Below are 26,327 nucleotides of genomic sequence, written 5' to 3' on the forward strand. Positions count from 1 at the left end.
CTCGGGCACGACGACGTCGCGGTCGTCGACGGGGGTCTCTAGCGAGGCGAGTGACGTGTCCAAAACTCTTCCAATCCCTGGGTGACGGCGGCCACGTCGTCGGACGTGCCCATCAGTTCGAAGCGGTACAGCACGGGCACCTGGCACTTCGCGGCGATGATGTCCGCCGCCTCGCCGTAGTGCTCGCCGAAGTTCGTGTTGCCGGCGCCGATGACCCCGCGGATCAGGCGCCGGTTCTGTTCCTGGTTGAGGAACGTGATGACCTGCCGGGGAACCGCCCCGACGCGGACGCTGCCGGCCCCGTAGGTGGGGACGACGAGGACGTACGGTTCCGTCACCAGCGGCGTCGGTTCGGCGGCCCGCAGCGGGAGACGGATGCCGTCGATCCCGAGCCGTTCCACGAACCGTGCCGTGTTGTTGGTGACCGAGGAGAAGTAGACGAGCGACCCGGCAGGGACCCGCGCGTGGCGGCGTTCCTCGGCCTGGGCCCGGAAGCGGGCGAAGTCGGCAGCGGTGAGGGTGGCACTGGCCGCGCTCATGCGTTCACCTCGCTGTCCCTGCTCTGCATTCTGCGTTCTGCGTTCGGCGTTGTGGTAGGAGCCGGGGTGCGTGGTGCACCGCGGCCGCCCCCTCGCCGGTGGTGAGGAGACGGCCGGACGGGTCTTCTCCCCGCGTGCTGGAGACGTGGTTCAGGCCACCGAGGAGGCGGAGACGCCGGTCGCGATGGTCGCGATCTTGTCCGGGCGGAAGCCGGACCACGAGTCGTCGTCGGTGACGACGACGGGGGCCTGCAGGTAGCCCATCGCCTTGAGCTCCTCGAGGGCCTGCGGGTCCTGGGAGATGTCGACGCTCTGGTAGACGATGCCCTTCTTGTCGAGCGCCCGGTAGGTGGCGTTGCACTGCACGCACGCCGGCTTGGTGTAGACGGTGACCGCCATGGCCTCTCCCCTTCGATCTGAGCCTTGCTGGTGGGTTCGCATCGGTCTGACTGCCGCTGAGCCGGGCCGGTCAGTGCCTGCGATCGTGATGTCGCTCGGGCGTACCTGGTGATGCTTTCCCTCGGTGTACGTCGATACTACATCTAGTGTCCGGCGGTGGGAACGACCCCAAGATGATGTATTTCATCCGTGTCATTTCGTGCACCGGGCGTCCACAGCCCCGGGGTGGTGCGGCGGGCCGGTTTCCGCGGATTTCCGGCCCGGACGGGCCCCTTGTCCACACCCTGTGGGCGACGTTGTCTCCGCTGTCCACACCGGCGTGTCCGTTCCGCTCCGCGTGTCGCGCTGCTGGTCTCTGGTGCCGCGAGCCGCGGTCGACCCCCACATCTAGTGAACGTCCGCACGGGCGCGGGTATGCCCCGGATCGGGGCTGCTCCTCACCACTGCTTCGCCCCGGGCGGCGGGCTGTCCTGTCCCTGCGGGTCGTCCCGCGGGCCTCCCGGTGCCCGGTCCTGCGTGGCCTCACGCTGACGGCGTTCGAGCTCCTGCTGACGGGGGTCGGTGCCCGAGCCGGGCGCGGGCGACGCGGACGATGACGGCGTTCCAGGGCCCGGGGACGGCGTGGGCGCCGCGGAGGGCGCAAGCGATGGCGTCGTCTGCTTCTCCTGCAGCCGTTCCTGCGCCTGCCGCAGCTGCCGGCCGGTGTCGGGCGCCTGCTGCTGGTCGGTGAAGCAGTCCGGTGGCGCCTGCCCGACGACGCGCTGCGCCTGGTCGTAGAGCGCACGCGCGTCTGCGGCGCGGCCCTGCCCGGTCAGCTCGTCGCCTCGCTTCTCGATGGCCAGCACGAGGTTGACCCGCACGGGGCAGTCGCTGACGCCGCCGCCGACCAGCTCGAGCGCACGGGTGAACTCGCGCCGCGCGCTCTCCCAGTCCGCGCGCAGCACGTCCGCATCGCCCGCGGCCAGATGCGCCTTGTAGGGCTCGACGACGTTGACGACGCCGAGCCGGTCCGCCGCGGTGCCGACGCCGCCCGCGTCCTGCCGGTCCCAGGCGTCGGCGGCCTGCCCGCCGAACAGCGGCAGGCTGAGCAGCTTCGCCGCGACCAGCAGGGCGACCAGCACGACCGGTGCGGAGAACCAGAGCAAACGGCGGCGCACCCGGCGCCTGCCGATCTCCAGGTCCGCGGCGCTCAGCCAGCGGTCGCCGTCGGGCGGGCCGGCCGGTGCACCGGTGAGCGGTCCGACGCCGGCCCCGGCGTCCTGCTCGTCCACGTCAACGGGTCGCATCGCTCACCTCCGGACCACGGGAGGACCGGGCACGCCGTCCGAGGGACGACAGCCGCAGCACGTCGGCGCCCAGCAGGTACAGCTCGCGGGCGACGATGCCGGCGGCGGCCGCGGCGAGGATCCAGTACAGCTCGTAGCGGCCGGCGATCGACCCGGCCTGCGCGGCGAGCCGGCCGGGATCGGTGGCGGTGAGCGCGTTCTCGATCGGGTCCCCGGCCGCGCGGTGCGTGTAGGGCACCCCCAGCTGGCCGGCGATGGTCCGCAGCCGGTTCTCGTCGATGCGGGACACGGCGTCGACCGGCGGGTCCACCGACCGGTCCTGCACGTAGTCCGCCCGCTCCCCGGCGATATAGCCCTCGTTGGCCTTCATCCGGCCGCCGGCCGCGGTGCCGTAGCCGAGCACCGCTCCCCCGTCGACGGCGCCGGACGGGACGGTGAACGGCACGGGCGACAGGCCGTCCGTCTGCTCGCCGTCGCCGAAGTAGAAGACGACGCGCGCCCGTTCGGGGTGGGCGGCGCGGGCCCGCTCGAGCTGCTGCGTGAGCAGCGGCGCCGCGATCGTCACGGAGCTGCCGCGCGAGTACGTCGTCACCTCGGGCCGGAGCACCTCCATCGCCGTCGTCACCGCGGTCGCGTCCCCGGTCAGCGGCAACCGGATCAGCGCGGACGAGTCGAAGGTCAGCAACGAGAAGGACGCGCCGGGCAGGGCGGCGACGAGTCGCCCGACGTCCTGCCGCATCCCGTCCAGGCGCGGTCGGTTTCCCCCGGCTGCGCCCCCGTAGTCCTCGGCGACCACAGAGGCCGTCGTGTCGACGACGAAGAAGACGTCCAGGTCGGCGGTGGCGTTCTGCGTCGTGCCCGCCCCGGGGATGCCGGGGCGGAAGGCCGCGGTGACGACGAGGGCGACGAGCCCGGCCCGCCACAGCCACGACCGGGCGAGCGGCCGGGCGCCGGCGCGGCGCTCGGCCCACCAGCGCCAGCCGCAGAAGGCGAGCAGCAGCACGCCCAGCGTCGAGAGGGCGGGGACGGGCAGGACGGGCAGCGTGGTCATCGGCGCAGCCTCCACGCCGCCGGCAGCAGGAGCGCGACGCCGATCAGGGCGGCGACGAGGACGCCGTTCGGCCGGTCCCCCGTGCTCGCTCGCGGTGCGGCGACCAGGGCCGTCGCCTCGCGGGACTGCACGCGGGCGATGATCTGCGCAACGGCGTCGGCATCGTCGATCGCGTAGTAGTCCCCGTCCGTCGACTCGATCGCCTGCTGCATCTGCGCGCTGGCCCGGTCCCGCGCGGTGCCGAGCCCGAACTGGGCGGGATTGAGGCCGTACACGCGGATCCCGGCCTGCTTCGCGAGGGTCGCGGCCTCGGTGATCGTGTAGAGCGGCCGGCCGGCGAGGCGATTGTCCGTCGAGAGGACGATCGACCGGGTGCGCGGCTGGCCCTTCTGGTCGAAGCTGTTGACGCACGTGGCCAGCCCGTCCCCGATGAGCGAGGACCCGGAGCCGGTGAAGGTGCCGGCGAAGAACTCGATGTCGGACGAGGAGAAGTCGAACGCCTTGCCCGCCGTAGCCAGCTGCTCGGCGACGAAGTCGTAGTCGTCGGTCAGGGGGAACACCTGCACCGCCGAGCTGTTGAAGATGACCATCCCGATCCGCTCGCCGTTGAACCCGCGGGCGAGCCGCTCGAACACGTCGACCACCTCGGCGTTGAACGAGAGCATCGAGCCGGAGACGTCCATGCACAGGATGATGTCCCGGTTCTTCTTCTGCGGATCCAGCGCGGACGTCGAGGCGGGCCGCGCGGCCGCGACCCCGAGGACGACGATCAGCCCGAGGACGAGCGCGAGGCCCGCGGCGAGGGTGATCCGGTAGCGGCGCAGCGCCGCGGCCCAGCCGGGCAGTGCCGTCAGCCGCTCGCTGTGGGCGACGGGGACGGCGGCGGCCCTCCGGCGTCGGTGCCTGGCCAGCAGCCAGACCACGACGCCGAGGACGACCGGGACGAGGAACAGCATCCACCACTGGATCAGTGCCACGAGCGCACCACCTCGCGGGCGGCGTCGACCGCGCGTCGCGCGTCGGCGACCTCGGGGACGCCGAACTCGGCCGGGTAGAGCACGGCGACGGCGTCGGCGACCCCGGCGACCCCGGGCCTGCCGGCCGGCTCGTTCCGCAGATCCGCCAGCGTCATCGTGTGGAGGGAGACCCCGGAGGCCTGGTGGGCGAAGGCCCGGACGAGGCGGCTGAGCCGCTGGTGCGCCTGCCGCGCGGTCAGCTCACCGCGTTCGGCGGCGTCCGCCACCGCGTCGATGCGCGCCAGGTATTCCTGTTGCAGCCCGGGCAGGCCCTGCGCGCCGGCCGGCTGCCACTTCGCCCGCGAGCGGCGTGTGCTGGCCAGCGCCCACACGTACCAGCCGGCGACGGCGGCGAGGATGCCCAGGCCGATCCACAGCCACACCGGGTCGTACGGGATCGGCCCGTAGAACCGTCCGCCGTCGTTCACGGGAACACCCGCCGGGCGCGACGCGCGCCTGCATCGGTGCGGACAGCCGGTTCAGTGCGGACGGCCGGCTCGGTGCGGACGGCCCGCTCACTGCGGACGACCGGCTCAGCGCGCACGGCGGTGGCTCTCCAGGAGCGCGAACATGGCCGCGACCACCGCGTCGGTGCCGCCCACGCGCTGGTGCGCGATGCCGAGCGAGCGCAGCACCGCGGTGGTGTTCTCGGCCAGCTGCTCGGCGGCGTCCCGGTACTGGTCCGTGAGCCGCCGGTCGCGCCGCAGTGACTCCGGCAACCACGCGTCGCTCGCGACGTCGACCATGACGTCCTGACCCGCAGCGGTCAGGTCGGCGTCCTGCACCGTCAGCCAGAGGATCTCGTGCTGGACCCGCAACCGGCGCAGCAGCTCCACGGTGTCCGGCCCGAGGGCCGCCTCGTCGGCGACGACGAACAGCAGCATCCGGCGCCGGGACGAGTCCGCGACGTACCGCAGCAGCCCGTCCAGGTCGCTCGCGGGCCCGTCGAGCGTCGTCGCCCGGTGCACCATCTGCAGCAGTCGCTCCAGGTGCGGCTCCCCCGCCTGCAGCGGCAGCCGCGTGCCGCCGTCGGCGTCGGCGCAGGCCAGCCCCACCAGGTCGGCGTGCCGGCTCGCGAGGTACCCCATCACCCCGAAGGCCATGATCGCGACGTCGCGCTTGGACTCCCCGCTGCGGGTCACGGCCGCCATGTTCCGACCGGTGTCGGCGACGAGCAGCACGAGCTGCTTGCGCACGGCCACGTACCGCTTGACCAGCGTGTTGCCCTGCCGGGCGGTGGCCTTCCAGTCGATGTCGCGCACCTCGTCGCCGGCCACGTAGGTGCGCAGGTCCTCGAAGTCCAGGCTGCGGCCCTTGAACACGGACGCGTACTGACCGTCGAGCAGCCCGCGGGTGCGCCGGTGCAGGTGCACGAACATCCTGGATTTCACCCGGGTGAGCAGCGTCTGCGCCATGGTCGGATCCCTCGTCAGGGCAGGTCAGGGGGTGCGGACGGCGCCGACGACGGCGTCGATGACGGTCTCGACGGGCACGCCCTGGGCGACGGCCTCGAAACCGAGGATGAGGCGGTGCCGCAGGACGCGGTGCGCGAGGGACTTCACGTCCTCCGGCAGCACGTGGTCCCGCCGGTCGAGCAGGGCCACCGCCCGCGCCGCCTGGGAGAACGCGATGCTCGCCCGGGGGCTGGCGCCGAACTCGATGTACCGGGCCAGCTGCGGGTCGATGTACCGGTCGGCGTTGCGGGTGACGTAGACCAGCCCGACGATGTACTCCCCGATGGCCCGGTCCAGATACACCCGCCGGGCGGTCTCCTGCAGCGCCTGCACGTCGTGCAGCTCGACCACGGGGGCGTCCGCGCGGCCGGGCGCGTAGACGCCGGCGTCGATCCGGCGCAGCATCTCGGCCTCCTCGACCGGCGTCGGGTAGTCCAGCACGTCCTTGAGCATGAAGCGGTCCATCTGCGCCTCGGGCAGCTGATACGTGCCCTCCTGCTCGATGGGGTTCTGCGTGGCCAGGACGAGGAACGGCTCGGGCAGCGGATACTCGGTGCCCCCGATCGTCGTCTGCCGCTCCTGCATGGCCTCGAGCATCGCGCTCTGCGTCTTGGCGCTGGACCGGTTGATCTCGTCGAGCAGCACGACGTTGGCGTGCACCGGCCCGAGCTGGGTGACGAACGCGGACTGCGCGGCGTCGTAGATCTGGGTGCCGACGATGTCCGAGGGCAGCAGGTCCGGGGTGCACTGGATGCGCCGAAAGGTGCCGTCCACGGCCGCGGCGAGCGTCGTGGCGGCGGTGGTCTTGGCCAGGCCCGGCACGGACTCGAGCAGGACGTGGCCGCCGGTGAGCAGGGCGGTCAGCAGCGTCTCCCGCAGCCGCTGCTGGCCGACGACCTTCGCGTCGTACGCGGCGGCGACCGCGGTCAGCGACCGGTCGGCCGCCGCCATCGTCTCGGCGTCGATCGCGGCCGACCGGAGGGAGGCATTCGCGGACTGGCTCACGCGCAGCTCCTGCTCCGTCGGGTGAGACCGCCGGAGGACCGGGATCTCTCGTTCTCCGAGCCTAGTCGAGGGCTGCGGACGAGGGGAGCGTCCGGTGGCCGCTCACCGCACCGGTACGTCCCTCAGCAGCGGTCCACGTGGTCCGACTCCAGCAGGCCGGCACCGGCCATCTGGGCCGCCAGGCCGCGCCCGTCCGGGCCGGTGATCCACTGGACGCCGTTCGCCATGGGCTGCGGCTCACGGGCGAGGCCACCGGCGAGCACCGCCTCGGAGACGGACAGCTCGCGGATGCACACGGCCTCAACGTTCTGCGGGTAGCGGCGGGCGAACTCGCCGTAGATCGCCGGGTCGTGCTGCCCGTCGTCGCCGATCAGGATCCACTTGACGTGGGGGAACTCCTCGGCGAGCCGGCGCAGGCTGTTGACCTTGTGCTGCATGCCGCTGCGGAACCAGCGCTCATGCGTGGGGCCCCAGTCGGTCAGCAGCAGCGGACCGTCCGGGTAGAGGTTGCGGCTGAGGAAGCGGCGCAGCGTGGGGGCCACGTTCCACGCCCCGGTGGAGAGGTAGAGGAACGCGGCACCGGTGTACTGGCGGTGGAGACGCTCGTAGAGCACGGCCATGCCCGGGGTCGGGGTGCGGGCGTGCTCGTCGAGGACGAACGTGTTCCACGCGGCGAGCATGGGCCGCGGCAGGGCGGTGACCATGACGGTGTCGTCGATGTCGGAGACGATGCCGATGCGCTGCTCGTCAGCGACGACCTGCACGTGCGCCTTCTGCGGCACCGAGCCCTCCGTCGAGAGGTGGATCGTGTGCCAGCCCGGGGCGAGCTCGACGTCGACGGCGGTGTCGATGACGCCGCCGTGGTCCGCGGTCACCTCGACCTCGGTGTCGCCGATCCGCACGGTGACGACGGCGTCCGCGATCGGGATGGACAGGAAGGAGCGCCAGCCGCGCACGCTGAGCACGTCCTCCCCGCTGAGGCGGTCCAGGAGGCGCTCGCGCGTCATCACGGCCCGGCCGAGGACACGGATCCACGACGTCGTGCCGTAGCCGGTGGACGCGACGACCGTCGGGGTGAACCGGTGCCGGCGCGCGCGCCCCTCCCGCCAGGCGTGGACCTTCTCCTCGACCCGGTAGGCGATGTTGCTGGCCTGTTCCTTGGCCTCGATCAGCAGTTCCTGGGCCTCGGGGAAGCGCTCGGGAATCCCGTCACTGCGTCGCCACGCGCGGCGGAGGCGGCGCGGTCGCCACGGCGGTGTGCTCGTCTGGGGCTGCTCAGGCATCCGCCCAGCTTACTGAGGCAGGGGGAACGGCGGATTCACTCCTTGACGGCACCGGCGCTCGCGTTCATGATCCGCCGCTGGAACACGGCGAACACGATGGCCACCGGAACCGTCATGAGCGCGGCCGCCGCGAGCTTGATGGGGAACTGGTTGCCCTGGCTCAGCTGGCCCGACGCGAGCTGGGCGACGCCCTTGGTGAGCGTCGTCAGGGACGGGTCCTGCGTCGAGATGATGAAGTGGTTCAGCTCGTTCCACGAGCCCTGGAAGCTGAGAATGATGATGGTCATCAGCGCCGGGCGCGCCATCGGCAGCACCACGGACCAGAACGTGCGGAAGACGCCGGCCCCGTCGATCCGGGCCTGTTCCTCCACCGAGCGCGGGATCGACTCGAAGAAGTTCTTCATGATGAACACTCCCGCGGCGTCCACGAGGAGCGGCAGCACCATGCCGGCGTACGAGTCGTAGATGCCCAGCTGGTTGACCACGAGGAACTTCGGGATCAGAAGGACCACGCCGGGCACGGCCATGACGGCGATGAGCAGGGCGAAGATGACGCCGCGACCCCGGAACTGCAGCCGGGCGAGCGCGTACCCGGCCAGCGAGTCGAAGAACACCCGCCCGCACGTGACGAGCACGGTGACGACGAACGAGTTCTTGAGCCACACCGGGAAATCTGAGTTGGCGAACAGCTGCTGGTAGGCGCCGGTGGTCCAGGTCTGCGGGATCAGGGACAGGGCGTTGGCGGTCGCGTCGTCGTCGGTCTTGAAGGACGAGGCGACCTGGACGACGAACGGGAAGATGTAGACCACCGCGAGCGCGATCAGGACGACGTAGAGCACCCAGCCGGCCTGCCGGCGTCGTCGTCCTCGGTCGATCACTCCCCCGGCGGGCTGCTGCGCGGGGCGGGTCAGGGTCTGGGTCACGGCTGGACCTCCCGGCGGGGACGACGGCGGGCTCGGGCCGGGCGGTCGCCGCGTTCGGCCATGACCCACCGCTGGAGGAGAGTCAGGACGACGATGATGGCGAACAGGACGAACGCGATCGCCGCGCCCCGGCCCCACTGCTGGTTGTTGAACGCCGCCTCGTAGGAGAGGTACGCCGGCGTCAGGGTCGTCTTCGCCGGGCCGCCCTGGGTGCCCGTGTAGATCTGGTCGAACACCTGCCAGGTGCCGATCAGGCCCAGGGTGAGGACGGTGAAGAGCGTCGGCCGCAGCTGCGGCAGCGTCACGAACCAGAACCGCTGCCACGCGTTCGCGCCGTCCACCATCGCCGCCTCGTCCACCTCGTCGGAGAGGTTCTGCAGGGCCGCGATGAACAACAGCATGAAGGTGCCCGACGTCGTGAACACCGCCATGAGGATGAAGGCGCTCATCGCGACGGACGGCCCGGCGAGCCACTCCCACCCGCTGATGCCGAACAGGCCGGGGCTGCCCAGGGCGGCCGGTGCCTGGTCGACGCCGACGACGCCGAACAGCAGGTGCAGCACCCCGCGCGGGTCCTGGAACCAGTTCGGCCCGTTGATGGACAGGAACGAGAGCACCCGGTTGACGGCACCGGACGCGCTGAAGAGGAACAGCCAGAGCACCGTGATGGCCACCGAGCTCGTGACCGAGGGGAAGTAGAAGGCGGTGCGGAAGAAGCCGCGGCCCCGCAGACCCCGCCGGCTGATGAGCACGGCGAGGGCGAGCGCGAGCGCGGTCTGCAGCGGGACGACCAGCAGGACGTAGTACAGGTTGTTCCGCACGGCCGTGCCGAAGTCACGGGCGCCGAGGCCCTGACCGCCGAGCACGTCCCCGTAGTTCTTCGCGCCGACGAACTGCACGGACCCGGCGAAGGGGCTGCCCCGGCCGGTCCAGTCGGACAGGCTCACCCAGGCGGCCATGAGCACGGGCACGAGCAGGAAGATGCCGAGCACCAGGACGGTCGGCGTCACGAACAGCCAGCCGGCTGCCCCCTCCCGGTGCGGCCCGCGACGGCGGCCACCCCGCGGGGGGCGCCCGGTGCCGGTCGCGACGCCGACCGGCACCTCGGGTGCGGTACCGGCCCCGACGGTGGTCGCCACGTCGGGCTACTTCCCGGCGACGACGGGCTGGAGGTTGGACTGGGCCTCGGTCAGGATCGACTTCGGGTCCGCGGTCTTGAGCCCCTCGAGCTTGGAGTTCAGGTCCTTGATGACGTCGGCCGCGCCCGGCTGCAGCGGCAGGTTCTGGGCGTAGGAGGCGCCGGCGAGGAACGCCTTGTCCTGCGGGAAGGCCGCGCGGTACTGGTCGGCAGCCGACTGCACCGAGGGCATCACGCCGAACGCCTTGGCGAAGGAGATCTGCTGCTCCGTGCTCGAGAGGTACTGGATGAGCTGCTGGGCCGCGCCCTTGTTCTTGCCGTCGGCCGAGAGGCCCCAGCAGTTGGTGAACTGGAGCGTGCCCTTGCCGCCCGGGCCGGCCGGCAGCTCGGCCACGGTGTACTTGACCTTCGGGAAGTCGCTCTTCAGGGCGCCCTCGATCCAGTTGCCCTCGATGACCATGGCGGCCTGGCCCTTGCCGAAGGCCTCGCCACCCCACCCGGCGCCGAGCTGGGACGAGTACGCCGCGACGCCCTCGTTGAGCAGCTTCTTCACGTAGGTCAGCGCGGCGACGTTCTTGTCGCTGTCCGCAGTCGCCGTCTTGCGGTCGGCGGACTCGAGGCCGCCGCCGGACTGGGCGAGGAACGCGCCGACGCGGGCGATCTCCGGGCTCATGGCCAGGCCCTTGACCTTGTCGGTGGTCAGCTTGCGCGCGGTGGACTCGAGCTGGTCCCACGTGGTGGGCACGTCGGCGTCGGTCAGCCCGGCCCTGGACCACATGTCCTTGTTGATGATCAGGGCGAGCGTCGAGAAGTCCTTCGGCGCGCAGTAGAGCTTGTTGTCGTAGGTGAACGCCTCGCGCAGCTTCGGGTAGAAGTCGTCCTTGTTCTTGAGATTGTCTCCGTAGGCCTCGAGCGAGCCGTTGGACGCCCACGCGCCGATCTGGTCGCCCGAGACGTAGAGGACGTCGGCGGGCTTGCCGGACGCGAAGCCCTGGCTGGCCTGCTGCACGAGGTCGGAGGCGACGACGACGTCGGCCTTGACCCCGGACTGCTTCGACCACGCGGCCACGGCGTTCTTCACCGCGGTGGTCTCGGCCTGGCCGGACGATCCGATGAGCACCGAGATGGGCGTGCTGTTGGCCGACTGGCTGGCGGCGGCGCCGCTGCTGGAGGAGGACTGGGAGAACCCGGACCCGCAGGCGCTGAGCGAGGTCAGGGTGAGAACGGCGGCGCAGGCGGTCAGGGCGAGACGGCCGGCGCGGGGGGTGCGATCGATCATCGGATCCTCGATTCGGAGTAGGACGGTGGGAGAAGGTGCGGTCAAAGGGGGTCAGCGTGCATGCTGGTCGAGCCGCCGGTCGAACTCGCGCAGGACCAGCTCGGGGGTCAACAGGTCGTGGACCGGCTCCGGCGGATCGTTCGCCGTCGTCAGTCGTTCGATGAGCAGATCGACGACGCGGCTGGCGGCCGCGGCGACCGGCTGGCGGACGCTGGACAGGCCGAGGGCGGCCGCGACCGGCGTGTCGTCGAAGCCGACGACGGCGGTGCGGGCGGTCTCGGCGCTGGATACGCGGCGCAGCACGGTGGACGCCCCGACGGCGAGCGAGTCGCTGGCACACACCGCCGCGGTCGCTCCTGCTCGGAGTGCACGCTCCATGGCCTGGGTGCCCTCGACGACGCCGTCGTCGGTGCGCTGGTCGAGCAGGCCCGTCGCCAGGTCCTCGGCGGCCACGCCGGCGTCGGCCATCGCCCGCTGCCATCCGCTGCGCCGGTCGTCGCCGACGCCGGATCCGGTCGGCCAGCCGAGGAACGCGATGCGCCGGTGGCCCAGGTCGAGCAGGTGCTCGGTGGCCAGGCGGGTGCCCGCGGCGCCGTCGATGTCGACCCAGCTGTGGCCGGCGTCCCGGTCCTGCCAGGGGCGGCCGAAGGCGACGAACGGGACGCCGGTCGCGGCGAGCTCGGCGGGTCGCGTGTCGTCCAGGTGGGTGTCCGTGAGCACGCAGCCGTCGATCGCCCCGGTGGTGTGCAGAGCGGCCTGCTCGCTGGTCTCCTGCTCGTCACTGGTGGCCGTGATCAACAGCAGGCGGTGGTCGCGGCGCTGGGAGCACTCGACGAGGGCGTGCAGGAAGGCGTCCATGAGCGAGCCGTTGATGCCGTCCACGGCGGGCCGGATGCGCAGGCCGATGACCTCCGACCGGCGGGACCGCAGGGAACGGGCGGCCGCGGACGGGCGGTAGCCGCTGGCCCGGATCTCGGCGAGCACGCGATCCCGGGTGCTCGCGTGGACCACCTGCGGGTTGTTCAGCACGTTGGAGATCGTCTGCCGGGACACGCCGAGGGAGGAGGCGAGGCTCTGCAGCGTGGGCTTCTCCCCCATGGCAACCTCTCCTCTCCGCGGCGTCGTTGGCGGTTTGATCGATCCAATCGACTTGCGTCGCGATGATTTGAACGATCAAACTGGATGGGCACCATCATGTGATCCGTATCACCGACCTGTCAAGATGGCACGGGTCGACGCGACAGACCGACCGGCTCGAACCACTGACCACCGCCCGAGAGGGGCCCTGCATGAGTGTCGACCAACCCGCGCTGCACGACGCCGTCGTCGTCCTCTCCGCGCCGATCCAGGTGTGGTCCGCGCGCGACGGCTCCGTCGGGACGGTCCACCCCGGCGCCGGGGCCGCCCCCCGCGGCGTGGACGGCATCTACTGCGGGGACGACCGGGTGATCCACGCCGTCGACCTGACCGTGCAGGTGGCGGACGGCGACACCGCGCTCGGCCCGCGACTCGAGTTCCTCGGAGCCGTCACGCCCGGCGGCGGCACCGCGGGCTTCGACCACGTGCTGCGCGTGCCCGGCCCCACCGCGGACCCCGCCGTCACCGTCCGCCGCACCCGCACCACCGACGGGTCCGGTGCCGGGGAGGCCGTCCTCGTCCGCTCGGCGCTGGACCGTGCCCTGCCGCTGCGCATCACCGCCGTCCTCTGGGCGGACTCCTCGCGGATGGACCTGATCAAGGCCGGTCACGCGACCACCCCGCACTCGCCGCGCGTCGAGTCGAGCACGTGGCACTGGCGGGACGACGCCACCACCGCGCGCGTCGTCGCACAAGACGCCCACCTGGCACCGGTGACCGACGGCGACGTCCGCGGCATCGCCCTGACGTGGGACGTCGTCGTCCCCGCGAACGGCGAGCACAGCGTTTCCTGGCGGCTCGAGCTGCACGACGACCAGGCCGTGGTCGGGCCCGCGCCGTCACCGGCCCCCGCGCACCCCGTCGTCGACACGGGAACCGCCCTGGGCCGCCTCGTGCGCCGCGCCAGCGCCGACCTCGCCGGCCTGCGGATGAGCCTCGCAGCTGCGCCCGAGCACCCCTTCCTCGCCGCCGGCGCCCCCTGGTTCTTCACCCTCTTCGGCCGGGACTCGCTCATCGCCGCCCGGCTGATGCTGCCCGTCGACCGGGAGCTGGCGGTCGGCACCGTGCGCGCGCTCGCTCGGCTGCAGGGCACGCGGACCGACCCGGAGACCGGCGAGCAGCCGGGCAGGATCCCCCACGAGGTGCGGCGCACGGCGGCGGACCTCGCCGACGACCGGTCCGTCCTGCCGCCCCTCTACTACGGCACGATCGACGCCACCTGCCTGTGGATCACGCTCGTCGCCGAGCTGGACGCGGCGGGCGAGACCACGACCGCGCGGGAGCTGACGCCGGCCCTGCTGCAGGCGCTGCGCTGGTTGCGGGACGAGTCGGACGCGGACGGCGACGGTTTCCTCGAGTACTTCGACACCTCGGGGCACGGGCTGGCCAACCAGGGGTGGAAGGACTCCGGGGACTCGATCCGCTTCGCCGACGGCACCATCGCCACCGGCGCGATCGCCCTGTGCGAGGTGCAGGGCTACGCCCACCAGGCCGCGTGCGAGGCCGCGCGGCTCCTGCGCCGGCACGGCGACCTGGCCGAAGCCGTGGCGGCGGACCTCGGGCTCGATCCCGCGTTGGCCGACCCGGAGCAGTGGGAGCGGTGGGCCGACGCGCTGCGGGAACGGTTCGCCGACACGTTCTGGGTGCGGGACGCGGACGGCCCCTATCCGGCGCTCGCCCTCGACGGACAGAAGCGACCGGTGGACGGCGTCGCGTCCAACATGGGGCACCTGATCGGCACGGGACTGCTCGACCGGGCGCAGGAGAGCCTCGTCGTCGAGCGCCTGATGGGGCCGTCGATGTTCTCCGGGTACGGGATCCGCACCATGTCGACGGCCAACGGCGCGTACTGGCCGCTGCGGTACCACGTGGGGTCGGTGTGGACGCACGACACCGCGATGATCCTCGACGGCATGCTCCGGCAGGGCCACTCGGCGCCGGCGCGACGGCTGGCCGAGGGGCTGCTGCACGCCGCGGAAGGGTTCGACTTCCAGCTGCCGGAGCTGTTCTCCGGTGAAGCGGCCGACGACGTGTGGCCGCCGCAGCCCTACCCCGCGTCCTGCCACCCGCAGGCCTGGGCGGCCGCGTCGTGGGTGGTGGTGGCACGCGCGATGCGCGCGTGACCTGCACCGACGCCTCTTCCTCGCGCGACCGCGCTGCCCTACGCTGAGCGCGGGGGCCACGAGAGACGTGGGGGCTGCATGGGGCAGCAGGGGCGGTATGAGCGGATACCGGACAGTCCGTACTGGTGGGATCGGCTGGGGCCACTCGGCCTCGCGGTGACCGGAGTCGCGGTCACCGTCGCGGCCATGGCGGTCCACGCGGTGTTCCTCGCGTTCTCCGCGGGCCGCCTCGACGGGGAGCTGGTCGGCCGCGCCGCCTCCTGGCTTCGCGGATCGGTGTACGGCGCGACGGCGATCTGGTTCACCCTGCGCCGCCGGCCGGTGTGCCGGCGCGACGGCGGTCGGCAGCTGGCGCTGGATCAGCGGCTCCGGCGCGCCCTGCGCTCAGGGACACTGCCGGCCGATGCGGACGGGTTGATCTGGCCGCTCACGGCACGATTCAAGGGCGCCTTGTTCGGAGCGGTCGCCGTCCCCGTCGCGACCGTCGCCGTCACCGGCTGGTCGGTGTACCGGGCGGTCACCGCGACCGATCTGACGTTCGAGATCCTGGCCTGGGTCGTCGCCGTTCTCCTGGTGATGCTGGGCATGGTCCGGCTGACGATCGAACTCCGGGCACGGCGCGTGGCGGACGCTCTACTGATCCAGTGGTCCGAGCGCGAACGGATCCGCGAGGCGGCGACGGCATGAGCCGGTCGCAGCGCTGGGCCGCGTACGCCCGCAATCCCGAGAGCATCAATCCGGTCGATCGGCTGGGGCCCGTTGGTCTGGCGGTCCTCGCGCTCGGCCTCGGTGCGGGCTGGGCCCTGTTGATGACGGTGGGCATGGGCTTGATGCTCGCGCCCCGAGCCGGTTCGACCGGCGACCTCGTGCTGACCACCTGCCTCGGGGGTCTCCTGTACGGAGTTGCGATGGTTGCGCTCCTGGTGCGAGCCCGGCGGAAGGCTCGACGAGCCGGCGAGAATCGCCGTCGGCTCGTGCGTCAGCTGCATCAAGCGTGGCGGGCCCGGCAGGTTCCTGAGCAGCCGCTCCCTGGCTTCCGTGACGAGCTCGAGAAGACACTGCAGGGAAGTCGGCTGAACGTCGTCATCCTCGTCGCCCTCTGCCTCGGCGTGGCCGCGTGGTTCGCCACCAGGTCGACCGCCGGGGATCCCGTTCTCACCCTGCTCGGGTGGGTGGTGGTCGGCGTCGTGGTACTCGGGATGGTCGTCAGCCTTCACGTCACCCTGCGGAACCGTCGACGCACGGCCGACCTCCTCGACCAGCTGGACCAGCGGGACCAGCAGAACGATCAACGCGAAGGGATCACGCCATGACGACCCAGGCGCCACGAACAGGGCTGGTCGTTCGGTGGACCGTGCTCGGGGTGGCGGCGGCTCTGGCGGTGGTCTGGATCATGCTCTTGGTCGAGGACCCGACGAAGCCGAGTCGCTGGCTGGGCCTGGTCTCGATGGCGATGTTGATCGTGAGCAACGTCATCGGCCTGCGCAAGAGTCGCCGGGACGTCAGCCGCCTGGAGGAGCCGTGACGGCACGGTGGTCACGGCGTGCTTGATGTGCATCCCATATCGGGATGACAGAGGTAACGTTGCCGTATGAGCACCCAGATCGCCGTGCGCCTGCCGGACGAACTCGTCGCCTTCCTGGACCGCACCGTCGCCGCCGGGGAAGCGCCGAGCCGAGCCGCGCTCGTCAGCTCCGCCGTCGAGCGCGAGATGCGTCGGCGGCTCGCCGAGCACGACGCCACGGTCCTCTCGAAGGACGGGGCGATGGACGACCTGGACCCGCTCGTCGCGTGGTCGGTCGGCGCCGTCGATCTCGACGACTGACCGATGCGGGAAATCTGTCTGGCTCGTCTGGACAAGACTCGGCCCGTCGTCGTTCTGACCCGAGAAGCAGCCCGTGCGGCCATGACCAAGGTGACCGTCGCGCCCATCACGTCCACCGTCAAGGGCCTTTCGAGCGAGGTCCCGGTGGGCCCGGTGAACGGCCTCGACCACGACGGCGTGATCGCGATCGACAACACCCTCACCGTGCCAACGCACCTGTTGGGGCACACGATCGGCTACCTCACCGGCGATCAGGAAGCCGTGCTGGCTCGAGCCGTCGTCCTGGCCTTCGACCTCGATCTGCCTTTGCTCGGCGGCTGATCCCCGGCTCTACGCCGTCCCCATCGCGCGGCGGATGTGCTCGGCGATGAACGCGTAGGTCGTCCGCGCGGCGTCGTCGTCGAACGCGTCGTACCCGTGGTCCTTGCCGGCCACCTCCCGGTACTCGACGAGGGCGCCGACGGCGGCCAGCCGATCTGCGTACCGCTTCGCCTCGTCCCGCAGGACGTCGTTCTCCGCGGCGATGATCAGCGCCGGCGCGATACCCGTCAGGTCCACCGTGTCCGCCGCGTTGGCCGGGGAGAGCAGGCGGTCCGTGCGGTCGGTGTCCGGACCCACATAGGAGATGTCGAAGATCTCGCGCAGCCACGGCCGCAGCAGCGGCTTCTCCAGCGGCGAGTGCTTCTGCCGCGGGTCCATGGCCAGGTCGACCGCCGGGTAGTGCAGCACCTGCAGGGCGATGACCGGGTCTCCCCCGCGCTCGAACGCCAGACGCGCGGCCGCGGCACTCAGGCTGCCGCCCGCGCTGTCGCCGCCCACGGTCAGCTTCGAGCCGTCCCAGCCGTTCTCCGCGCCGTGCGCGGCGACCCACCGCACCACCTCGTCCACCTGGTGCGCCGCCACCGGGAACCGGTGCTTCGGCGCGACGACGTAGTCGACGTTGAGGATGACGGACTCGGTCTGCACCGCGAGCGCGCGGCACAGCGGGTCGTCGATCTCCGTCTCGGCGAAGATGAATCCCCCGCCGTGCACGTTGACGTGCACCGGTTCGGTGCCCGTACCGATGACGTCGGGGTTGCGGTACACCGTCGTGCGGGCCGGCCCGACCGACGTCGGGATCATCAGCTCCTGCATGCGACGGCCGAACTCGGGCAGCCGGGCGTGGGCTCGGGCGGCGGTGCGGCGATGGGCGAGGACGGTGGTGGCCTGCAGGAGCCGGCCGGCGGTGGACGCCACGGCCGGACGGGACAGGATGGACACGGGTGGAACCTCCTGGTCGGGAGCCTTCAACCTACCGCCACTACCCGTGGGCCGATCCGTAGGCTGACCCCATGGTCGACTACTTCGCGGGCGACCCCCGCACCAACCGGGAGCGCATGCTGGCCGGCGAGCTGTACATCTCGGACGACCCGGAGAGCGCCGCCGAGGCCCGCCGCGGGATGAAGCTGGCCGCCGACTACGCCACCGCCTACTGGGAGGACCTGGACGCCGCTCGGCCCCTCCTGGAACGGCTGCTGAAGCACCTCGGCGAGGACGCCCACCTCAAGCCTCCGCTGTACGTCGACTACGGGTCCTTCATCTCCGTCGGCGCCCGCACGTTCATCAACTACGGGCTCACGGCGCTCGACGTCGCGCCCATCACCATCGGGGAGGACTGCCAGCTCGGCCCGCACGTCCAGCTGCTCACGCCCACGCACCCGCTCGAGCCGCAGCCGCGCCGCGACAAGCTCGAGGCCGCGAGACCCATCACCCTCGAGGACAACGTGTGGCTCGGCGGCGGGGTGATCGTGTGCCCCGGCGTCACCATCGGGCGCAACAGCGTCGTGGGGGCCGGTGCCGTCGTCACCCGCGACGTCCCACCCAACTCGGTGGCGGTCGGCAATCCCGCGCGGGTGATCAGGACGCTGTGAGGGGACCGGGCAGCGCCCGATCCCCTCGCGCATGCGCCATCCATACCGCCGTCAGTGCACCGGCGCGGTCTCCGGATCCGGCGCGTTCACGGTGCCGCGGGTCCGCGGCCCGAGGATCGCGACCGTCAGGGCCCCGACGATCCAGGTCGCGGCGATGAAGATGAACACGCTCTGGTACCCCTGGTTGGTGTAGAGCAGGGCGATGATCAGCGGCCCGATGGCGTTGGAGAGCCGGCCGATCCCGTAGGAGACGCTCGTGCCCAGGGACCGGGCGCGGATGTCGTAGAGCTCCGGCGAGTACGCGTAGGCCAGGGCGGTGTACGTGCGCTCGAACATGTTGACCAGGAAGCCGAAGACGACGATGAACAGCGGCGAGAAGGTCAGCCCGTACATGAGCCCGGCGGCGGCGATCCCGACGCCGAAGACGACGAGCAGCCACTTGCGCTCGAAACGGTCGGTCAGCAAGGCCGCCACGAGGGAGCCGAGCGGCGCGCCGATCGTCGACAGGGCCACGTAGAAGATGGACTTCTCGACGCTGATGCCCTCCTGCGCGAGCAGGGTCGGCGCCCACGAGGAGTACCCGAAGAAGCCGATCGTCTGCGTCACCCACAGCACGCAGAGCACGATCGTCGGGATGAGGTAGCGCTTCTGCAGCAGCGAGCGCCACGGCATCCGCGGCTGCGGGCGCTCCTCGATCGGCGGCGCGGGCTCGGGCAGCGGACCGGTCTGGGCGGCCACGCGGCCCTCGATCTCCTGCAGGGCGGCCTCGGCCTCGTCGTACCGGCCGTGGCTCTCGAACCAGCGCGGCGACTCCACGAGGTGGCGGGCGAACAGCAGGATGAGCAGCCCGAGCGCACCCCACAGGTAGACCAGGCGCCACGACCAGCCGTTGATCGGGACGACGAGGGCGGCGATCAGGTTGGTCACGGGGGTGCCGCAGATGCCGATGACGATGGCCCAGGCCTGGTAGCGACCCCGCTTGGCCGACGGGTAGATCTCGTTGATGTAGATGACCGCGACCACCGTCATCGCGGACAGGCCGGCGGACGTCAGCACGCGCATCACGCCGAGGGAGACGATGTCCCACGAGACGACGGAGGCGAGGGAGAAGACGCCGAACCACACCGTCGTGACCATCAGGGTGCGCCGTCGCCCCCACCGGTCGGCGAGCCACCCGACCACGACCGCGCCGATGAACATGCCGACGAAGGACAGGGAGGTGACGTAGGCGATCTGGTTGACGGTCACGCCCCACAGCTTGACGAGCCGGGGTGCCGTGGTGGCGAAGGTGTTGGTGTCCGCGAACTCGTAGAAGTAGGCGAAGGACACAGCGATGAGCGTGATGCGGTGGAACCGGGAGATGGGCAACCGGTCGAGCCGGTTGGCGGCGTTGGTCGCAGCCATGGAACTCCTCGAGAGTCTGCGGGGTCTGGGGTGGACGAGCGAACGAAACGAACGGACGGGCGGTCGGAGAAGGTGGTGCCGGTCAGGCACGCTCCTCGGGCCAGTAGAGGCGCATCGGGTTGTCGACGAGCAGGCGGTGCTGCGCCTCCTCGGTCACGGCGATGTGCGGGATGTGGTCGACGAGCAGCCCGTCGTCGGGCATGTGATCGGTGAGGTTGGGGTGCGGCCAGTCGGTACCCCAGAGCACGACGTCACCGAACTCCTCGACCGCCCGGCGCGCGAACGGCACGACGTCCCGGTAGGCCGCCTGCTCCCCGTCGCGAGCGGGCGGGCCGCTGACGGTGAGTCGTTCGGGGCAGCTGACCTTGACCCACACGTCGTTCTGGTCGACGAAGCGCAGGAATCGGCTGAACTCGGGCCCGGTGGGCTCCTGGGTGACGTCGGGCCGGCCCATGTGGTCGATGACGATCGGGGTGGGCAGCGTGGAGAAGAAGGACTCGAGGTCCGGCAGGTCCGCGGCCTCGAAATAGAGGACGACGTGCCAGCCCAGCGGCGCGACGCGGCGGGCGAGACCGGCGAGCGCGTCCTTCGGGGAGGCGTCGACGAGGCGGCGGAGGAAGTTGAACCGCACGCCGCGCACCCCTGCGGCGTCCAGGCGGCGCAGCTCGGCGTCGGTGACGTCGGGTCGGACAGTCGCGACGCCGCGGGCGCGGCCGTCCGCGGCGGCGACGGCGTCGAGCATCGCGCTGTTGTCCGCGCCGTGGCAGGTGGCCTGCACCAGGACGTTGCGGGTGACGCCGAGCCGGTCACGCAGCGCGAACAGGTCGTCCTTGCTCGCGTCGCACGGGGTGTACTTGCGCTCGGGCGCGAAGGGGAACTGCTCCCCCGGACCGAACACGTGACAGTGCGCGTCGACGGTGCCGGGCGGGAGGGTGAAGCGGGGGACGCTGGGGTGGTGGTCCCAGTCCAGCCAGCCGGGGGTGGGAGTGAACGTCGTCGTCATGATCCTCCGTGAACGGTCAGGGGGGGGGTGATGGTGGTGCTTCAGTCGAGGTAGCGCAGCCCGGCCGCGGCCAGCGGCTCGCGCATGCCGTACATGTCGAGGCCGAGCTCGCCGGCGGCGAAGCGCTCGCGCTTGGCGGCCTCGTTGTCCTCGCGCTTGCGGGCCGCGGCGGCCACCTCGCCGGCGCGGGCGGCCGGGACCACGACGACGCCGTCGACGTCGGCGACGACCACGTCGCCGGGCTCCACCAGGGCGTTGGCGCACACCACGGGGACGTTGACCGAGCCGAGGGTGGCCTTGATGGTGCCCTTGGAGTTGATCGCGCGACTGAAGACGGGGAAGCCCATCGCGTTCAGCTCGGCGACGTCCCGGCAGCCGCCGTCGATCACGAGGCCGGCGCAGCCGTGGGCCCGCACGCTCGTGGCGAGCAGTTCGCCGAAGAAGCCGTCCTCGCACTCGGTGGTGCAGGCCGCGACGAGGACGTCACCGGGCTGCAGCTGCTCCGCCGCGACGTGCAGCATCCAGTTGTCGCCGGGCTGCAGCAGCACGGTGACCGCGGTACCGCACAGCCGCGCGTCCGGGTGGATCGGCCGGATGTACGGGCGCATCAGCCCGAGCCGCCCCATCGCCTCGTGGACGGTGCTGACGCCGAAGGCGGAGAGCGCCTCGACGTCGGCGCGGTCGGCGCGAGTGATGGTGCGGTGGACGACACCGAGTTCCTGCACGGTGATCTGCCTTTCGTTGCTGGTTGTCGCTTGCGTGTTCGTGGAGCGGTTCAGCGGCCGGCGGCGGTGAGCCGGGCGCCGAGCCGCGGGTAGACCCGCCGGGCGTTGCCGGAGAAGATCTCCGTGCGGGTGGCCGCGTCGATGTCGGCGGCCTCGAGGTAGCGGCGGGTGTCGTCGAAGTAGTGGCCGGTCTGCGGGTCGATGTCCCGGACGGCGCCGATCATCTCGGAGGCGAAGAGGACGTTCTCGGGCGGCAGCACGGACAGCAGCAGGTCGATGCCGGGCTGGTGGTAGACGCATGTGTCGACGTACACGTTGCGCAGCAGGTGCTCCTCGAGCGGCGGCTTCTTCAACGCCATCGCGAGGCCGCGGAAGCGGCCCCAGTGGTACGGCGTGGCCCCTCCGCCGTGCGGGATGACGAGTTTGAGGTCGGGGAAGTCGGCGAATAGGTCGCCCTGGATCAGTTGCATGATCGCGGTGGTGTCCGCGTTCAGGTAGTGGGCGCCGGTCGTGTGGAAGGCGGGGTTGACGCTCGTGCTCACGTGCACCATGGCCGGGACGTCGTACTCGACGAGCTTCTCGTAGAGCGGGTACCAGGAGCGGTCGGTCAGCGGGGGCGATGTCCAGTGGCCGCCGGACGGGTCCGGGTTGAGGTTGACGGCGACGGCGCCGAGTTCCTCGACGCACCGCACCAGTTCGGGGATGCTCGTGGCCGGGTCCGCACCCGGGGACTGCGGCAGCATGGCCGCCGGGACGAACCGGTCCGGGTAGAGCGCGGCGACGCGGGCGCACAGGTCGTTGCAGATCGTGGCCCACTGCTGCGAGACCGCCAGGTCCCCGATGTGGTGGGCCATGAAGGAGGCGCGCGGGGAGAACACGGTGACGTCGATGCCGCGCTCGTCCATCAGGCGCAGCTGGTTGGCCTCGATGCTCTCCCGGATCTCGTCGTCGGAGATGTGCAGGTCCGCCGGGTCGGGGTGGGGGCCGCCGCCGTCGACGGCGGCGATCTGCTCGTCGCGCCACGCGGCGAGCGCCGGCGGGGCCGTCGTGTAGTGGCCGTGGATGTCGATGATCACGCGTGGGCCTCCGTCGTCTGCGTCGTGGTGATGCCGGCCTCGTGCTCGAGCAGGTTCCCGGGGACGAAGGCGGTGCCGGCCATGATCAGGCGCGCGGTTCGTAGCAGCGCCGACCGGGTGACGATGGGCGGGTCGCCGGCCTCGACCGACAGGTCCACGCTGAACTCGCCCGAGGGGTGCTCGACGGCGACGGTGATGTCGCCACCGGCCTCGCCGTCGAAGGCGCCGTCCGGCCCGGTGCCGCCCAGCTCCGCGACGTCCGCCGCGACCGAGCCGGGCAGCACGCACGCCGTGGCCACGGTCACGGCAGCCAGCACGCCGATCGACTCGTGGCACACGTGCGGGATGAAGCTGCGGGTGGTGATTGACCCGCCCTCGGCCGGCGGAGCGACGAGTGTCATCTTCGGGTAGTTCTTCTGGGTCACGTCGCCGAGGCCCATGGCCTCTCCGCAGACCATCCGCAGCGACTCGAGCTTGCCCTTCAGATCCTCGTCGGCGTTGAGCTGCTCGGGGGTCTCGCGGCCGGTCCGGCCGAGGTCGGCGGCGGCGATGACAACGAGGGGCTGGCCGTTGTCGATGAGGGTCACCTGGACCTCGCCCACCCCGTCGGCCTCGACGGTGTCGCGGACCCGTCCGGTCGGCAGCAGGGCCGAGGCGACCGAGCCGGCGGTGTCGAGGAAGGCGATGGTCACGGGGGCAGCGGTGCCGGGCGCGCCGTCGATCCGCGCGTCGCCGCCGTAGTCGACGTACCGGTAGCCGTCCTCGGCCAGCGAGGTGCGGACGGTGATGTCGGCGGCCATCCCGGTGTTCAGGGTGAGCACCCGCGCGGTCGTCGTGTCGCCGTCCGCAGTGATGAGACCGGACTCGATGGCGAAGGGCACCACCGCGGCGAGCATGTTGCCGCAGTTGGCGCGGGTGTCGACCCGGTCGCTGTCCGGCTGCAGCTGGGCGAACCGGAACTCGAGGTCGATGTCCGGCTGCTCGCTCAAACCGACGATGCCGACCTTGCTGGTCAGCGGGTGGCCGCCACCGACGCCGTCGACCTGCAGCGGGTGGGGCGAGCCCATCACGGCGAGCAGGACGGCGTCGCGCTCGCGCTCGGCCGCGGGCAGATCGGTGGCGCGGAAGAACGGGCCGCGGGACGTGCCGCCCCGCATGAACCAGCAGGGGATGGCCGTCTGATCGCCGTGGCGCCGGGGTGTCGCATCTGACACGTGGTCCTCCTCACATCGGACTCACGCCACCGTACATTGTTGAGCAGATTGTTGACAATCCTGTTCGCACAGCTGATCTCGGCGGTGTGGAGCCAATCGTCGCCCTAGACTCGCGGGGAGAGTGGACCCGCCGGGCCTGCCCGGACGAGAGGTGCCCATGCCGACGGACCGCGGAACCCGCGACCAGCTCGTGCCCGAGCGCGACGACGACGGCTACGCGGACCTGCGCTCCTACGCCGCGATCGGCGACGGCCGGACGGTGGCGCTGGTCGCCCTCGACGGGCGGATCGACTGGCTGCCGCTGCCCGGGCTGGACGGCGTCCCTGCGTTCTCCGCCCTGCTCGACGCGGACCTCGGCGGCTACTACAGCGTGTGCCCCGTGGACGACTTCACCGTCACCCGCGAGTACGTCGGCCCCACCAACGTCCTGGCCACGACGTTCACGACGGCCACGGGCAGCGTCCGCGTCACCGACTCCCTCAACGAGGGCATCGCCGGCCGGTTGCCGTGGGTCGAGCTCGCGCGGCGGATCGAGGGGCTTGCCGGCACGGTGCCGATGCGTGCCGTCGTCACGCCCGGCACCGCTCTGCGCACGGCGTCGCCCTGGCTCGACGACACCGTCCACGGTCTGGTCATGCGCCTGGACGGGCTGACGCTGGGCGTCCGCGCCGGGGACGGCACGGACGTCAGCGTCGAGGACGTGAGCCTGCGGATCACCTTCACGGCCACTCCGGGGTCGCGGCACGTCGTCGGGCTCGTCGCGACCGAGAAGGAGCCGCTGTTCCTGCAGCTGCCGGACCAGCTGGACGCCGGGATCGACCGCACCGTGACGATGTGGCGCTCGTGGAGCGAGCAGTTCTGCTGGGACGGGCCGTGGCAGGAGCAGGTGCACCGCAGCGCGCTCGTGCTCAAGATGCTGCTCTACGCCCCCACCGGGGCGATGACGGCCGCGGCGACGATGTCGCTGCCCGAGTCGACGACCGTGGCGAAGAACTGGGACTACCGCTTCGCGTGGGTGCGGGACACGGCCTACGGCCTCAAGGCGCTGTTCCGTTTCGGGCTGCGCGAGGAGACGCACGCGGCCATGAGCTGGATGCTGCGCCGGGTGCGCGAGCACGGCCCGCAGCCGCAGATCTTCTACGCGCTCGACGGCTCGGTGCCGCCCGCTCACGAGCACCCCACGGACGCACCCGGCTGGCGCGGCATCGGGCCGGTGGTGCGGGGCAACGCCGCTGCGGACCAGCTGCAGCTGGGCATCTTCGGCGACCTGTTCACGATCGTGCGGCTGTACGTGGACCACGGGCACGTGCTGGACACCGAGACGGGCCGCACGCTCGCCGCGATCGCGGACCTGGCCTGCGACCGGTGGCGCGAGCCCGACGCCGGCATGTGGGAACTCCCCGAGAACCGGCACTACGTGACGTCCAAGCTCGGGGCGTGGGAGGCGCTGACCGGTGCCGTGCGGCTGGCGAAGGTCGGGCAGATCCCGGGCGACGCGCGCCGGTGGGAGGCCGAGGCCGAGAAGATCCGCGCGTGGGTCGAGGACCACGGGTGGGACGAGGAGCGGCAGGCCTACACCTGGTACCCCGGCTCCGGCGAACTGGACGCGTCGATCCTGCTGCACGCGATCAGCGGATTCGACCGGGGCGAGCGGATGCGCTCGACCATCCGCGCCCTGCGGGATGAGCTGGCCGACGGTCCGTACCTGTACCGCTACTCCGGGATGGCCCGCGAGGAGCACGCCTTCACCGCGTGCTCCTTCTGGCTCGTGTCCGCGCTGCACCTGACCGGGGACCGCGACGGGGCCCGCGCCCTGATGGACGAGCTGATCCGGGTGCTGCCCAACGACGTCGGGATCATGGCGGAGATGGTCGACCCCGCGACCGGTGACTTCTGGGGGAACCTGCCGCAGGCGCTGAGCCACCTCGCCCTGGTCAACGCCGCGATCACGCTGGCCGACGACGACGGCGCCTCCGCGGACGGCGCGGCGGACTGACCCGGCGCCCGACGGCCGTCACGCCGCGACCGTCGCCCCGACGCACACGCCGAGGCACGCGAACCAGACGACGCCGGCGAACAGCGCGTGGAAGGTGACCACCCGGGGCATCCGGCCCCGGAAGACGGCGACGATCGCCGCACCGTAGTCGGCCCGGAAGCCGCGCCGTTCGCCGGTCAGCCGCCGCCCTCGTGCGATGAGCAGGGAGTCACCGAGGCCGTTGCCGACGGTGATGGCGGCGAAGGCGAGCCACGCGGGAAGCACGCTGCCGCTCGCGAGGAAGGCGATCCACAGCGCGAGACCGGCGACCGAGAGACCGACGTGGGTGAGGACGGCCGACGCCGGTCGGCCGGACGGCCGGCGGAGCCCCTCCGACCTGCGGAGCGCCTCCGACCTGCGGAGCCATCGCATCAGCAGGATCACGCCCGCAGCCGCCTGAACGACCCAGGCCGCGAGCACCACGAGTGCCATGCGCCGAACAGTACTACGTTCGTAGTGACCTGTCACTACGAACGTAGTAGACCGGTGCTACCGTGAACCG

The 26,327-nt window shown here is 71.7% G+C and carries 28 protein-coding genes; 8 read left to right on the top strand and 20 right to left on the bottom strand.

Going from position 1 to position 26,327, the window contains the following annotated elements; translation table 11 throughout:
* Positions 1-38: 38 nt before the first annotated feature.
* The 13 genes from nrdI to V6N00_RS04500 form a co-directional block, all read right to left on the bottom strand.
* Positions 39-539 carry a class Ib ribonucleoside-diphosphate reductase assembly flavoprotein NrdI gene (nrdI, locus tag V6N00_RS04440; protein ID WP_334230883.1) on the bottom strand — a complete coding sequence of 167 codons (501 nt, stop codon included), beginning with the start codon at positions 537-539 and terminating at the stop codon, positions 39-41.
* Between the two features lie 150 nt (positions 540-689).
* On the bottom strand, positions 690-938 hold the full coding sequence (gene nrdH / locus V6N00_RS04445; RefSeq protein ID WP_334230884.1) for a glutaredoxin-like protein NrdH: 249 nt from the start codon (positions 936-938) through the stop codon (positions 690-692).
* 437 nt (positions 939-1,375) lie between these two features.
* The gene (locus V6N00_RS04450; RefSeq protein ID WP_334230885.1) at positions 1,376-2,224 is read right to left on the bottom strand and encodes a hypothetical protein; all 849 of its coding nucleotides are present in this window, start codon (positions 2,222-2,224) and stop codon (positions 1,376-1,378) included.
* Complete coding sequence (locus V6N00_RS04455; protein ID WP_334230886.1) at positions 2,211-3,275, bottom strand: vWA domain-containing protein; 1,065 nt, start codon at positions 3,273-3,275, stop codon at positions 2,211-2,213. Before V6N00_RS04455 ends, V6N00_RS04450 begins: the two co-directional genes overlap by 14 nt.
* On the bottom strand, positions 3,272-4,252 hold the full coding sequence (locus V6N00_RS04460) for a vWA domain-containing protein (protein WP_334230887.1): 981 nt from the start codon (positions 4,250-4,252) through the stop codon (positions 3,272-3,274). The genes V6N00_RS04455 and V6N00_RS04460 overlap by 4 nt, the downstream gene beginning before the upstream one ends.
* Complete coding sequence (locus V6N00_RS04465; protein WP_334230888.1) at positions 4,243-4,719, bottom strand: hypothetical protein; 477 nt, start codon at positions 4,717-4,719, stop codon at positions 4,243-4,245. Before V6N00_RS04465 ends, V6N00_RS04460 begins: the two co-directional genes overlap by 10 nt.
* Before the next feature lie 105 nt (positions 4,720-4,824).
* Positions 4,825-5,706, bottom strand: coding sequence for a DUF58 domain-containing protein (locus tag V6N00_RS04470; protein ID WP_334230889.1), 882 nt, complete (start codon positions 5,704-5,706; stop codon positions 4,825-4,827).
* Between the two features lie 24 nt (positions 5,707-5,730).
* Positions 5,731-6,696 (bottom strand): AAA family ATPase, encoded by a 966-nt coding sequence (locus V6N00_RS04475; RefSeq protein WP_334231188.1) that lies wholly within the window; start codon positions 6,694-6,696, stop codon positions 5,731-5,733.
* Between the two features lie 176 nt (positions 6,697-6,872).
* Positions 6,873-8,033 carry an App1 family protein gene (locus V6N00_RS04480; protein ID WP_334230890.1) on the bottom strand — a complete coding sequence of 387 codons (1,161 nt, stop codon included), beginning with the start codon at positions 8,031-8,033 and terminating at the stop codon, positions 6,873-6,875.
* 35 nt (positions 8,034-8,068) lie between these two features.
* Complete coding sequence (locus tag V6N00_RS04485; RefSeq protein ID WP_416385026.1) at positions 8,069-8,956, bottom strand: carbohydrate ABC transporter permease; 888 nt, start codon at positions 8,954-8,956, stop codon at positions 8,069-8,071.
* Positions 8,953-10,059, bottom strand: coding sequence for a carbohydrate ABC transporter permease (locus V6N00_RS04490; RefSeq protein WP_416385037.1), 1,107 nt, complete (start codon positions 10,057-10,059; stop codon positions 8,953-8,955). Before V6N00_RS04490 ends, V6N00_RS04485 begins: the two co-directional genes overlap by 4 nt.
* Positions 10,060-10,101: 42 nt before the next feature.
* Positions 10,102-11,373 carry a sugar ABC transporter substrate-binding protein gene (locus V6N00_RS04495; RefSeq protein ID WP_334230891.1) on the bottom strand — a complete coding sequence of 424 codons (1,272 nt, stop codon included), beginning with the start codon at positions 11,371-11,373 and terminating at the stop codon, positions 10,102-10,104.
* A gap of 51 nt (positions 11,374-11,424) precedes the next feature.
* Positions 11,425-12,471: a LacI family DNA-binding transcriptional regulator gene (locus V6N00_RS04500; RefSeq protein WP_334230892.1), complete on the bottom strand. Its 1,047-nt coding sequence runs from the start codon at positions 12,469-12,471 to the stop codon at positions 11,425-11,427.
* A 191-nt stretch (positions 12,472-12,662) separates the two neighbouring features.
* On the opposite strand from V6N00_RS04500, the gene V6N00_RS04505 reads away from it, so the two are divergent.
* The 6 genes from V6N00_RS04505 to V6N00_RS04530 all read left to right on the top strand — a co-directional run bounded on the left by V6N00_RS04505 (position 12,663) and on the right by V6N00_RS04530 (position 16,779).
* The gene (locus V6N00_RS04505) at positions 12,663-14,633 is read left to right on the top strand and encodes an amylo-alpha-1,6-glucosidase (RefSeq protein WP_334230893.1); all 1,971 of its coding nucleotides are present in this window, start codon (positions 12,663-12,665) and stop codon (positions 14,631-14,633) included.
* Positions 14,634-14,819: 186 nt separating this feature from the next.
* On the top strand, positions 14,820-15,320 hold the full coding sequence (locus V6N00_RS04510; protein ID WP_334230894.1) for a hypothetical protein: 501 nt from the start codon (positions 14,820-14,822) through the stop codon (positions 15,318-15,320).
* Positions 15,317-15,946, top strand: coding sequence for a hypothetical protein (locus V6N00_RS04515; protein ID WP_334230895.1), 630 nt, complete (start codon positions 15,317-15,319; stop codon positions 15,944-15,946). The genes V6N00_RS04510 and V6N00_RS04515 overlap by 4 nt, the downstream gene beginning before the upstream one ends.
* The gene (locus V6N00_RS04520) at positions 15,943-16,158 is read left to right on the top strand and encodes a hypothetical protein (RefSeq protein WP_334230896.1); all 216 of its coding nucleotides are present in this window, start codon (positions 15,943-15,945) and stop codon (positions 16,156-16,158) included. Before V6N00_RS04515 ends, V6N00_RS04520 begins: the two co-directional genes overlap by 4 nt.
* A 66-nt stretch (positions 16,159-16,224) precedes the next feature.
* Positions 16,225-16,458: a ribbon-helix-helix domain-containing protein gene (locus V6N00_RS04525; protein WP_334230897.1), complete on the top strand. Its 234-nt coding sequence runs from the start codon at positions 16,225-16,227 to the stop codon at positions 16,456-16,458.
* A 3-nt stretch (positions 16,459-16,461) separates the two neighbouring features.
* Positions 16,462-16,779 (top strand): type II toxin-antitoxin system PemK/MazF family toxin, encoded by a 318-nt coding sequence (locus V6N00_RS04530; protein ID WP_334230898.1) that lies wholly within the window; start codon positions 16,462-16,464, stop codon positions 16,777-16,779.
* A 9-nt stretch (positions 16,780-16,788) separates the two neighbouring features.
* On the opposite strand, the gene V6N00_RS04535 is transcribed toward V6N00_RS04530, so the two are convergent.
* Positions 16,789-17,718, bottom strand: coding sequence for an alpha/beta hydrolase (locus V6N00_RS04535; protein ID WP_334230899.1), 930 nt, complete (start codon positions 17,716-17,718; stop codon positions 16,789-16,791).
* Positions 17,719-17,789: 71 nt separating this feature from the next.
* On the opposite strand from V6N00_RS04535, the gene V6N00_RS04540 reads away from it, so the two are divergent.
* Positions 17,790-18,368: a sugar O-acetyltransferase gene (locus tag V6N00_RS04540; RefSeq protein ID WP_334230900.1), complete on the top strand. Its 579-nt coding sequence runs from the start codon at positions 17,790-17,792 to the stop codon at positions 18,366-18,368.
* Positions 18,369-18,419: 51 nt separating this feature from the next.
* Here V6N00_RS04540 and V6N00_RS04545 read toward each other — a convergent pair whose 3' ends face one another.
* The 5 genes from V6N00_RS04545 to V6N00_RS04565 all read right to left on the bottom strand — a co-directional run bounded on the left by V6N00_RS04545 (position 18,420) and on the right by V6N00_RS04565 (position 23,790).
* On the bottom strand, positions 18,420-19,772 hold the full coding sequence (locus V6N00_RS04545) for an MFS transporter (RefSeq protein WP_334230901.1): 1,353 nt from the start codon (positions 19,770-19,772) through the stop codon (positions 18,420-18,422).
* An 82-nt stretch (positions 19,773-19,854) separates the two neighbouring features.
* Complete coding sequence (locus V6N00_RS04550) at positions 19,855-20,775, bottom strand: amidohydrolase family protein (protein WP_334230902.1); 921 nt, start codon at positions 20,773-20,775, stop codon at positions 19,855-19,857.
* Between the two features lie 41 nt (positions 20,776-20,816).
* Positions 20,817-21,500 carry a 4-carboxy-4-hydroxy-2-oxoadipate aldolase/oxaloacetate decarboxylase gene (gene ligK / locus V6N00_RS04555; RefSeq protein ID WP_334230903.1) on the bottom strand — a complete coding sequence of 228 codons (684 nt, stop codon included), beginning with the start codon at positions 21,498-21,500 and terminating at the stop codon, positions 20,817-20,819.
* Between the two features lie 50 nt (positions 21,501-21,550).
* Positions 21,551-22,576: an amidohydrolase family protein gene (locus V6N00_RS04560; protein ID WP_334230904.1), complete on the bottom strand. Its 1,026-nt coding sequence runs from the start codon at positions 22,574-22,576 to the stop codon at positions 21,551-21,553.
* On the bottom strand, positions 22,573-23,790 hold the full coding sequence (locus V6N00_RS04565) for a 4-oxalomesaconate tautomerase (RefSeq protein ID WP_334230905.1): 1,218 nt from the start codon (positions 23,788-23,790) through the stop codon (positions 22,573-22,575). The genes V6N00_RS04560 and V6N00_RS04565 overlap by 4 nt, the downstream gene beginning before the upstream one ends.
* A 157-nt stretch (positions 23,791-23,947) precedes the next feature.
* Here V6N00_RS04565 and V6N00_RS04570 point away from each other — a divergent pair, with 157 nt between their 5' ends.
* Positions 23,948-25,786 (top strand): glycoside hydrolase family 15 protein, encoded by a 1,839-nt coding sequence (locus tag V6N00_RS04570; protein ID WP_334230906.1) that lies wholly within the window; start codon positions 23,948-23,950, stop codon positions 25,784-25,786.
* Between the two features lie 18 nt (positions 25,787-25,804).
* On the opposite strand, the gene V6N00_RS04575 is transcribed toward V6N00_RS04570, so the two are convergent.
* Positions 25,805-26,257 carry a hypothetical protein gene (locus V6N00_RS04575; RefSeq protein WP_334230907.1) on the bottom strand — a complete coding sequence of 151 codons (453 nt, stop codon included), beginning with the start codon at positions 26,255-26,257 and terminating at the stop codon, positions 25,805-25,807.
* Positions 26,258-26,327 lie beyond the last annotated feature (70 nt).

This window comes from Tersicoccus mangrovi, assembly GCF_036881825.1.
GTDB classification, from domain to species: Bacteria; Actinomycetota; Actinomycetes; order Actinomycetales; family Micrococcaceae; genus Tersicoccus; species Tersicoccus mangrovi.